We start from the raw sequence: 10,272 nt of genomic DNA on the forward strand, positions 1-10,272 counted from the left end.
CAAGATTGCGGTTCGTTGTCACGCCATGAGCTTCTAATGCCTTCTGCGCGACATCGCCCGTCAGCCCACGCGTTCTGAGGTCAACCATCGTGAATGGCGTATCTGTCCCCCCTGTGACGATTTTGAACCCACGTGCGCTCAAGCCGCCCGCCAGAGTTCGCGCGCAGCTCAGTACCCGTCTAGCGTATTCGGTAAACTCGGGCTTAAGGGCCTCACCGAAACAGACGGCCTTGGCGGCAATAACGTCGGGCAGCGGCCCGCCTTGAATGCCGGGGAATACCGCGGAATCGATTTTCTTACCTAAAGCCGCGTCGCGAGACATTATCAGCCCTCCCCTCGGCCCGCGTAGATTTTTGTTCGTCGTTGTGGTTACCAGGTCCATGTGAGGAAATGGGCTTGGATACTCTTTTGCAGCAATCAGTCCGGAAAAGTGGGATACATCGGCGAGTGTGACTGCGCCAACTTCCGCAGCGATTTTTGATACCTTAGGAAAATCGATAGCACGAGGATAGGATGAGCCGCCTACAATAATGAGCTTGGGACGATGCTCGCGAGCGAGCTGTTCCATCGTATCGTAGTCGATGAACCCCTCAGGTGTTGTCCCGTATGATATTGTTTTGAACCAGCGACCGGACAAGTTGGACTTGAACCCGTGGCTCAAGTGCCCCCCTGAGGAAAGGTCCATACTCAACACTGTGTCTCCGGGCGTGAGTAAAGCGAAGTACACTGCCTGGTTAGCTTGGCTACCAGAATGGGGCTGCACATTTGCGTGTCCCGCACCGAACATCGCCTTGGCTCGCTCTATGGCAAGGCGTTCAATGGCATCGACGTTTTCGACACCAGCGTGATACCGTTTCCCCGGATAGCCCTCAACGGTGGTGAATACCACCATCGATGCCATCGCTTGGCGGACCGCGTTACTCATGTAATTCTTCGGGGCGATCAATTCTACCTGGCTTCGCTGCCTAGACTCGTCTGCTGAGATTAATCGTGCAAGTTCGGGATCTGCCTGAATTAGGGGCTCTTGTTGAGCGTTTTCGTGCTCAGCGCGCTCTGCGATTCCTTCTTAAAGCATGTGCCTAATTTAAGTAGTGAACCGTTGAATGGTACTATTGTAGTAACAGTAATTATACCATATAGGGCACCCCATATAAATGTCTATCTTGTCAAGTGAAGTGTTGCTTATCTACAAAATACTGCTGATAAACACGCGCCGCAGCATCATCGCCGGACATGGCCGGCTCCGCTGTTCCATTGTGAATTGCGTTCGCTTTGTTGCTACTTTCTGGCCGCCCTCGACGCCGCCAACAGGGCCGTCCGATGCCGCCATACTCTAATTCATGCTAGTGGACATTCGTTCATATAGTCTCTTTCTTTCATATCGATGCCGCGCGAGACTCCTGGAAAAGGTAGAAGGAATCATTGATAACAAATCCGTCGAGACCTGCAGCTCGGGCATAGGTCAGCAAGTCGCTTGCACGGTTTATGAAGCCGGTGCCACTGAAGTTAAGCGACGTGTTGCAGAGAACGCCGACCCCGCTTTTTCCCTTGAACGAGGTAAGCAGCTGAAACAGGGGGGGGTTTTGATCCAATGAAATTGTCTGGGCCCGCGCTGTGCCGTCAACATGCGTAACGGCCTCTAACCGGCTATCGATAACCTTCTGAAAAAGGAGCATGTAGGGCGACGGGCGTGCCAAGTCGAAGTGGAGCGCCACGTCCTGCTCCAGGCAAACCGGTGCGATCGGGCGGAAAGCCTCCCGGTTCTTGATTCGGTTTAAACGCTCATGAGTTGCTTTTGAAAAAGGCGCCGCGAGAATTGACCGATTGCCGAGCGCCCGCGGCCCGATCTCGCAATTCCCCTGCACCCAGCCGATCACCTTGTCATCGAGCAATGCCGAGGCCACTTGTTCGTAGTCGAGTGGATAAATCACAAGTCCGGTGTGGTCAATTTCGTCCAACACGAACGGCTGCCCTGAATACACGTCCCATTTGATCTTTGCATTGCCGGTGAAATGCCGCATGGCGTCCACAGCGGTCCCGATCGCCGAGCCCGTATCGTTTGTGCATGGCGGAATGAAAACATCTGAAAAAAGCTCTGTTTCGAGCCAACGGCGATTCCACTCGCAGTTCAATCCACATCCGCCGGAAATCAGCAGCGGGTACCCCTTTGTCAGATGCCTCTTCGCGAAAGTGTGGAACGACTCGAAAATGGCGTCAGAAACTTTCCTAGCAAGGTTAGTGAACTTCTGATCGGTTACGCCAATGTTGTAGTAGGGCGAATTCAGCAGAGTCTCCTTGGACAGCGGGTACAGATCGCTTGGAAGCAAGTAGTCAATCAGGGCCTGCTCTTCCCGGTCAGGCGGTCCGGGCTGCCCGTAGGCGCAAAGCGCCATTACCTTGCCGGCGTCCTCGAAGCGCAAGTGTCCTTTGGGAAAGGTGAATTTCGGATCGGCCAACGCATAGAGAAGAGCATACTTGCTACCCGGAGCAGTTATTACTCTGCCCAAATGAGCTACCTTCAGTCGCTCATCGACCTCATAGAAATCGCCGATGTCCCCTTCCCAAATCAGCGCATAGCAGGGCATTCCCAGGGGGAACGGCGACATGCCGTAGGATCCCCAGAGATGGGAGCGTTCGTGCGTTGAGGAATAGAAATGCATCTTCCTGCCGAAGATAGATGTCTCGCCGACAATCTCCGATCCGTTGCCAACGCCATAGTAGCCTGCCGCAACGGGCCTGTGGCTCGGGTTTTCCGTGATCGACCAGCCACTCACGGCAATCACATCCGGAATGGCCTGCATGCGGCCAGCGGCGTCAAGGACCGCTGATGGAGTGATGGTCGAATATCTGGGAAAGCTATCCTTCTCAGCCTCGTATGAATAGATGAGCTCGGCTGCTGACGCATCCAGCGCTGCAATTGCGCCGTCATGACCCGGCTTAAACGACATTATTCTCATGTTGGATGAGCTCCTACAGAATGAAGACTATCGGAGATATTGCGGGAAGACTTTGACCAAGCTAGGCGCGTTTCGCCTCTTGCGGCACCAACGCCTCAAGCCAGGCTAGCAGATTGATCGCCAGAAGATTGCTATATATAAAAGGCGCCTCTTTCTTACAATAACTCTATAGCATCCGTGTAGCAAGTGCGGCCTGATCTTGAAACCCCGGCGATGGTCAATTTTTGTGGTTGTAGGCAAAATAATTGTAAAGATATATGACATTAATATTTCCATTCAATGGGACGTTGCGTCAACTGCTTCTGGCGAGCGCGTTTCACTCTGTTGGTGGTCTGGGGCCGCCGCGATCGTGGTAGTCAGCCAATCGAGGATCGGGCGTGTGGCGGAGCAGGAACGGCGTCATTAACGATTTGCTGCGCGACAAGACATGCCCCGAGCATTGCACCACTTCAGTCTGCGCTGGTCGAGAAGCTCGTGGAGGGGACGCTCGCCGATCACACGAGTTCGACTCACTGGGCAGTCCGCGCGACGGTGAAGGCGGGCGGGCATCGCGGGCATAAGGTGGTGAATATTTGACCCGACCATACTTCGCGTGTCGCTTTCGCTAAGTCATGCCCAATGAGCGCGAGGAGAGCGCTGTCGCCCTCGTCGCGGTCGCCGTTGCATACCTTGCTAAGAGTCCGTCCCGAAACTGCTCATGAGTTACGCGCGATGCGCCTAACGAGGATCATGACGGCCGCAGCGTAGAGGAACGCGGTGGCGGACTCGATGGTCGCCTCGGCGTCCTTCCATAGCCGCCGGTTGCGGTTGATCCAGACGAAGAAGCGCTCGACCACCCAGCGCTTGGGCTGGACGGCGAAGCCGACCTGATCGGGCTTTCGCTTTACGATCTCGACTGCGACGGAGGTAGCTTCGGCTACTCGGGGGGCCTTGATAGCCAGCGTCGGCGAAGACCTTGCGGATGAAGGGAAAGGGTCGCCGCGAGGCTTGCAGGACCGGCCCAGCGCCGTCGCGGTCCTGGATGCTAGCTGGATGCGGGAACAGCACAAGTGCCCGACCGTCCGCATCGACCAAAGCGTGGCGCTTGCGCCCCATGATCTTCTTGCCCGCATCATAGCCGCGCGGCCCGCCGCTCTCGCAAGTCGTGACGCTCTGGCTGTCGATGACCGAGGCTGTGGGCGAGGCATCCCGGCCGCAACGCTCGCGGTCCAGAATGAGGAGCCGGTGATTGACCTTCTCGAACAGGCACTCGTCACGGAAGCGGCGGAACCAGCGGAACACGGTGCTTCTCGGCGGAAGGTACGATGGCAGCAGCCGCCAAGGGCAACCCGAGCGCAGCACGTAGAAAATTGCGTTGACGAGCTCACGCAGCGGCCAGGAGCGAGGGCGGCCCTGATCGCAAGGAGGTGGGAGGAGCGGTTTGATAAGTGTCCATTCGGCGTCGGTCAGATCGCTGGCATAGCGTAGCCCTGTTCGGCTATGCTGCCGACGGGTTGTTGGAGTCCACATCGCAGGTTCCAGAACGGTTACAGCAACCCCTTTTGAATCAGCGCTATCGTGACCACTCAACCCCGTTCGCAAGTCATGACACCACCTAAGTCCATGCTGCACGATATTCCCGGAGGCGAGGCCCTCGTTAAGTGGTTCGGGCGCGTGCCACGCTTCCATGATGCCGAACTGATTGAGACGCCTTCTCCGGAAAGGGGGGCTACTGCGCATACAGGCCTGGAATATGACGACGAGGTGGATGCCAAAGGCTACTTTGTTCTCGACAAGCACGCGACAGTTACCCTCGCCCTTGAGGGCGTGAGCTCGAACAATTGCGCCGATTTCGACATGATGCCGGCAATCATCTTTGATCTGGAAATCACCAACGTTGACGAGAACTACCGCATCGAGTGGGGTGCAAGCTACGGGGTGGCCGGCTTCATCACTGCCAAGCACGTGCGGGTCAGTCTTACGCCCAGAAGACCCGACTAGGAAGAGTTTCGAGACAGGCTCTAAGGCAAACTGCCACGATAGCTCCGCCGCTGTAATGGCATAGACGACGTGGCAGTATAGGCTCAAAACCAGTCGGCATCGAGCACCCAGTATGCAGGGCATCAACGTCGCTACCGGCCACAGCCGGTGCGGCGGGTCCCGTCAGTCGACTTGAACTGGCCGAGGACGACCTGTTGATATGGATGATTCCCGCACCGCAGAGTGGAAACGGTGCCTGACCCAGCTGCAATGCATGGTTCCCCAGCCGATCGCTTTCGAACCCGGGCTTGCCATTAATCTGTCCTAACTCTTGACGATCGCAGTGCAGAGGGCACATTCAAGTACCGTCTTGCGCAACCGGCGGCGACGCGCATCAGCACTTCCGGAGCATAAGCGTCAGCGGCCGCTGCGAGATCATTCACGGTGAAACTCTCACCCAGCAATTCGACCGAGACGGTCGGAAGACAAACTGCCTCAGGAACGTCCGTTATGTCAATCGCGGTGGAGTCCATCGACGTTCTTCCGACCAGAGGAGCCGAATATCCAGCAAACCGGACGGATATCTTGTTTCCGCAGGCCCAAGGAAGGCCATGCTTGTAACCGATGCCCAAGATCGCTATGCGGCTGTCTCGGACCGTACGAAATGTCGCGCCATAACCGACCGCCTCACCCTTGGGCACATTTCGCACATCGAGTATATTTGCCTGAAGTTTTACGACGGGCAGAAGAGGGTTCGGTTGAATGCCGGCGTTGTTGAGACCAAAAAGCGCTGAACCCACCCGGACGATATCGAAATGAAAATTCTTCCCGAGCCAAACACCCGCGGATGCGGCTAGACTGCAACGGGCAGGTTTAAGCAGATTGGAGATCGCCCGAAAGCGGTTACTCTGCAGCACATTCATTGCGTCGGCAACGCGATCGCTACAAGCGAGGTGACTGAGGACGACTGAGGGGTGGTGCCGCTTAAAAGTGCCGGAAAGATAATTTCTGCGTACGTCGTCAAAAGTAAGCCCGAAGCGAGAGAAGCCGGTTTCCACATTGAGAAAATATGTTTGCGCCTCGCCCGCAGCGCTAATAGCGTCCAGTTCACCGGAGTTATTCACTACAGGTGTAATCCGGCTGGATCTATAGTATTTCCTCAACGTCGTAAATTGATCGCAGAGAACCGCAACCGTCGCGCCTATCTTGGAACTCCTTATTGCCATCGCTTCGTGGAGATCTCCAACAAAAAAAAGATCGCATCCGGCGGCGGCCAACGTCCTTGTGACCTCAATAATACCAAGCCCGTAGGCGTCGTTTTTAACGACTGCTGCCACCTTTACATGTGGTCCGACCATGGCCGACACAGTCTGGAAATTTGCCTGAACTGCCGCCAGATTGACTTCTAGCACAGCATCCGCGCGCTGCGGTATGGACAACATCTTTTACCCCCTTTGCGAGTTGATCGAGAAGCATCGCATTCTTTTTATTGGTTGCGATCCGAAGTAGAGCACGGGCGAGCAACAACTTTTGTCGCGCCCGCTTGGCCAATGTATTAAAAGTTCGTCTTCCGCAGTGCGGCTGGCGACTAGGAAGAGGATCTTCATTGCGAGTACTTGATTCTAGCTGGGATCGCGTGCTAGCGGGCAAGTCATGCAACGGCCGCCACCTCGTCCACGGCTGAGTTCTGCGCCCTCGACCGCTATCACTTCAACGCCGGCGCGACTCAGCAATGAATTCGTGTTGACGTTGCGGTCGTAGGTAACGACAACGCCCGGCTCGACCGCAATTACGTTATTTGCGTCGGACCATTGCTCTCGCTCCGCCTCATAGTGATCGCCGCCGGTAGGCACTATTCGGAGAGCCTTAAGTCCTAGGGCCTTGGCCACGACAGACAAGAAGGGTTCATCCTCTTCGGTGACATCGAACGTATCCTCAGAATTGCCCGGGCGGAGAGTGAACGTTCGCAGCCCCTCCACCACGGGTGGGTAAATCGTCACCAGGTCTCGGTCGCAGAAGGTGAAGATGGTGTCGAGATGCATGAAGCTACGGTCCCGGGGCATCAGAGCCGCAATAACGCGAGTGATTTTGTCGACCTTGAACAAAGCGCGCGCCAATGCCTCGACGGCCTGCGGCGTGGTCCTCTCACCCATACCGATTAGAACAACACCGTCACCAATTGGCATCACATCCCCCCCCTCAAGACTGAGCGCACCGTTGGTTCGATCAGGCAACAGCCGTGTGAAGCCAGCGTCCCGAAATCGAGGATGGAAGCGATAGACTGCCTCAACATTCTCTGCCTCAGGCCGTCTAGCGCGCCAATACAGGGGGTTGATTGAGACGCCGCCATAGATCCAGCATGAACTGTCACGCGTAAAAAGCTGGTTCGGTAAAGGAGGTAGAACGAAATCCTCGGGCTTTAATGTTCGCCCAGTCAGCCCGTGCGGCTTAAATTCAAGATCCTCACGCGCGATCCCGCCAATGAGCAAGGCCGCGAGTTGACTTGACGGCATCTCGTCAAGCCAGCTCCGCAACTCATTGGCGAAATCCAGGCCGACGACTGAAGGACAGACGCGTCGATTTAGGAGCCAGCCGCGGGCGTCGGACAACGCCAAAGTTTCCGACAGCAGGTCGCCCAAAGAACGAACGACGACACCGCGCTCACGAAATTTTTCCACGAAGGCATCGTGCTCCTGTTGCGCACGCTCGACCCAAATCACATCATCGAAGAGGAAGCCCTTGCAGTTCTTCGGTGTAAGGCGGCGGAGGCTAAGGTCTGGTCGATGAACAAGGACCTCACGTAGCCGGCCAACTTCTGAATGAACCCCTAAGGTCGTCATATGGCCGTCCTCACTGTCAGTTGAAGGCCATACACCGCCACAAGGTTGGGGTGACTGGTGCCTTCTACGGTCGCCAGCGCATAGCTTTCAAATGAAATCGTTTGCGTGGACATAGGCGGCTCCGTTAATGTGCGAATGAGTAATCCTCCGCCTGCAACAAGTATGCCGACCAAAGACGACTTATGATCAAGAGGTTGACTGTCGCGTCCGACAGGTAGGCTCACAGGTTTGTCCGACTCCCTACAAAGGGTAAGACCGTCGTCTAATAGCGAGATTTGCAAGCGCCTTTTGGTGCGGGAGGTGTTTGCCGGGAGCACGGTCGTCTACGCGGTCGACATGGGTCGCCGCATCATGGGGCTTCGTGGGATGGTCCCTCCAATGTATGTCTCGCACGCTCCGAGCAAACTCGTGGTGCGACGGTCTTACGGAATGGACCAGCCTGGGTCCTGGCAGGGACTCCTCTTCACGCCATGGGCGCTGCACAGCTCGAGAGTTAGGCGATGGCCATCGCCCTGTTGAAGAGCTCACCGGAGCGGAGCATCGCATGCATGATGACGGCGAGCTCTCGCAGCGGGTCGACGAAGCCGAGTTGGGCAGGCGTGAAGATTCGATCGCGGTCGAGCGAGGGCTGGAAAGAGAAGTGGAAGCCGGCGAGCGTCTTGATCGTGGCCAGGCGCCCCATGCGCAGTGCCGTCTTGATACGGCTGTTCTCCCGCAGGGTCAACTCTTCCGAGAGGAGGATGTCCATGGCTTCGAGGGCGGCGATATCGGCTTGCTCGAGCCGACGCACGATATGATCGAGCGTTTCGAGCGCCCGCGGCATCCAGGCCGACGAGGTCGTGGCGGATTCGATCGATTGTGGATGCGTGTTATCGAGCGCGTTCGTCACGGACGCTGCTCCTTCGCCATCAACCGGGCGACGGCATCGTAGAAGGCCAACGGGCGCTGAGCGACCCTGTCACCGGAGCCGTGAAGGGTGACGTCGTCGTTCTTCGGTCTCTCTCGGCGCTTGTGGACATGGATGTTGCGATGACCGGCCCAACATGCGCTGATGCCGACCTTCGAGAATGGAATGGGTGGCTCAGCGCGCCGTCCTCGAAGACGCGCACCTCTTCGGGTGTGCACCTCGACGACACGGCGCCTGGTGGCGTCGGGCGCGCTGTAGAAATTGCCGCCGACGCTTGATCATGCCCTCCCGGCTGATGCGTCGCTCGAGCTTCAGGACCGATCTGAACGGAGCCAATGGCAGCGGCCGCAGCGCTGCCCGCTCCCCGGCGAAAGCTTCGTTGACGACACGCCTTGTGGTGGCGTGAACTCTCGGGTTTGCGACCATGTCCAGCCAGTGGCGCAACTGGGCGTTCAGGTCTTCGAGATTACGAAAGGACCGGGCCAGGAAGAAATCCTCGCGAATGTAGCGGAACGGTCGCTCGACCTTGCCTTTCGTTTTGGCGCGATAAGGCCGACAGGCCTTGGGATGGAAACCATAGTGCCGGGCAAGATCGACAAGGGCACGGTTGTAGACGATGCCGCCGGCCTCACCTTCGCCGATCACAGCCGTCTTCATACGATCGTAAAGCACTTCGCGAGGAGCGCCGCCCAGCGCCTCGAAGGCGGCGGCATGACAACCTAGAAGCGTCGATAGATCCTGGTGGACGACGAAGCGTGCCCAGATCAAGCGGCTGAAGCCGAGCACCAGAGAGAATAGCCAGACGATCCTCGGTGTCGTTGGTTCGTCGGTAAAGAGTCGAACCTGCGCCTGCTCGCCGGGCGGGTCTCGAAGCGAACCTCGTAGCCCCGCTCCGCTGACGCAGGACGGACGTCGCGCAGGAAGTCGTGAGCCCGGATATCGCGTGACGCGTTCGCGAAGATAAGCTGTGAAGGGATCGATCACCGCCTGACGCGGTTTGCGCGGTCCGTAGGCCGGAGCCTCGAGCCCGCCCCCGCAATGTATTTGCGCACCGTCTTGCGGTCGATCCCGCTCTCCCTGGCGATCGCCGACACCGACAGGCCCTGCCGATGCAAATCCAGTATCATGATCATCTCCCCGATCTCGATCACCGAAATCCCAGCGCACGCCCTCAGCCACGACCATTTCGTCACGCGCGCCACCAGTGTCTGCGTGGCTTCATAAAGCAGCGTTCGCATCATGCCGTCGCCGCAGCGGCATATCCGGACGATGCGGCGGGCGCGTGGCTGCGGGAGGGATCGCACCTCGATCTCATAGGCGCGTTTAAGCCCGACATGCGCGAAAGTGATACGGCTGCGATCTGGGGCGCGGGTGTTCGTCGACGGGCGCGCGGGGGCTGTTTTGGCCACCCGGGCCGCCTAAACGAGATCGGCCGGACCGTTTTCAAATCCAGCTGCCAGGAAGGTCATACGACGTTGATGGGGCGCTCGATGATGCAATGCTGGGTGCCACACCTTCAGGTCATCTCGGGATAAAGGCCCAGAAGCTCATCAATCAGATCGGCAAATTTTTGTTCCGGAGGGGTCAGCGAGCTCAAGTTGGAAGAGAT

At 57.4% G+C, this 10,272-nt stretch carries 6 protein-coding genes and 3 pseudogenes; 2 read left to right on the plus strand and 7 right to left on the minus strand.

Features of this window, described 5'->3' with window-relative positions; all coding sequences use genetic code 11:
* From AC04SH_RS34080 to AC04SH_RS34090, 3 genes are all read right to left on the minus strand, one after another.
* Positions 1–1,060 (minus strand): serine hydroxymethyltransferase (locus AC04SH_RS34080; RefSeq protein ID WP_488578019.1); only part of this gene is annotated, 1,060 nt, incomplete at its 3' end.
* Positions 1,061–1,376: 316 nt separating this feature from the next.
* On the minus strand, positions 1,377–2,957 hold the full coding sequence (locus tag AC04SH_RS34085) for a carbamoyltransferase C-terminal domain-containing protein (RefSeq protein ID WP_488481823.1): 1,581 nt from the start codon (positions 2,955–2,957) through the stop codon (positions 1,377–1,379).
* Positions 2,958–3,674: 717 nt separating this feature from the next.
* A complete protein-coding gene (locus AC04SH_RS34090; protein WP_488481826.1) occupies positions 3,675–4,676 on the minus strand; it encodes an IS5 family transposase in 1,002 nt (333 codons plus the stop codon).
* Between AC04SH_RS34090 and AC04SH_RS34095 the strand changes: the two genes are divergently transcribed.
* Positions 4,560–4,937 carry a hypothetical protein gene (locus AC04SH_RS34095; RefSeq protein ID WP_488481827.1) on the plus strand — a complete coding sequence of 126 codons (378 nt, stop codon included), beginning with the start codon at positions 4,560–4,562 and terminating at the stop codon, positions 4,935–4,937. The genes AC04SH_RS34090 and AC04SH_RS34095 overlap by 117 nt on opposite strands.
* Positions 4,938–5,230: 293 nt before the next feature.
* Here the strand turns inward: AC04SH_RS34095 and alr are convergent, their stop codons facing one another.
* The 4 genes and pseudogenes from alr to istA all read right to left on the minus strand — a co-directional run bounded on the left by alr (position 5,231) and on the right by istA (position 9,796).
* Positions 5,231–6,358 (minus strand): alanine racemase, encoded by a 1,128-nt coding sequence (alr, locus tag AC04SH_RS34100; RefSeq protein WP_488481824.1) that lies wholly within the window; start codon positions 6,356–6,358, stop codon positions 5,231–5,233.
* 180 nt (positions 6,359–6,538) lie between these two features.
* Complete coding sequence (locus AC04SH_RS34105) at positions 6,539–7,756, minus strand: arginine deiminase (RefSeq protein ID WP_488481825.1); 1,218 nt, start codon at positions 7,754–7,756, stop codon at positions 6,539–6,541.
* A gap of 574 nt (positions 7,757–8,330) precedes the next feature.
* Positions 8,331–8,613, minus strand: a pseudogene (locus AC04SH_RS34110) (ATP-binding protein); the annotation flags it as partial.
* Between the two features lie 28 nt (positions 8,614–8,641).
* A pseudogene (istA, locus tag AC04SH_RS34115) lies at positions 8,642–9,796 on the minus strand (IS21 family transposase).
* Positions 9,797–9,937: 141 nt separating this feature from the next.
* Between istA and AC04SH_RS34120 the strand changes: the two are divergent.
* Positions 9,938–10,064, plus strand: a pseudogene (locus AC04SH_RS34120) (bifunctional Delta(1)-pyrroline-2-carboxylate/Delta(1)-piperideine-2-carboxylate reductase); the annotation flags it as partial.
* Positions 10,065–10,272: the final 208 nt, after the last annotated feature.

It is taken from the genome of Mesorhizobium sp. CNPSo 4688, assembly GCF_057784295.1.

Coding starts and splice junctions, on each gene's coding strand:
- AC04SH_RS34085 (WP_488481823.1), bottom strand. CDS start 2,957: ATGAGAATAATGTCGTTTAAGCCGGGTCATGACGGCGCAATTGCAGCG.
- AC04SH_RS34095 (WP_488481827.1), top strand. CDS start 4,560: ATGCTGCACGATATTCCCGGAGGCGAGGCCCTCGTTAAGTGGTTCGGG.
- AC04SH_RS34090 (WP_488481826.1), bottom strand. CDS start 4,676: ATGCGCAGTAGCCCCCCTTTCCGGAGAAGGCGTCTCAATCAGTTCGGC.
- alr (WP_488481824.1), bottom strand. CDS start 6,358: ATGTTGTCCATACCGCAGCGCGCGGATGCTGTGCTAGAAGTCAATCTG.
- AC04SH_RS34105 (WP_488481825.1), bottom strand. CDS start 7,756: ATGACGACCTTAGGGGTTCATTCAGAAGTTGGCCGGCTACGTGAGGTC.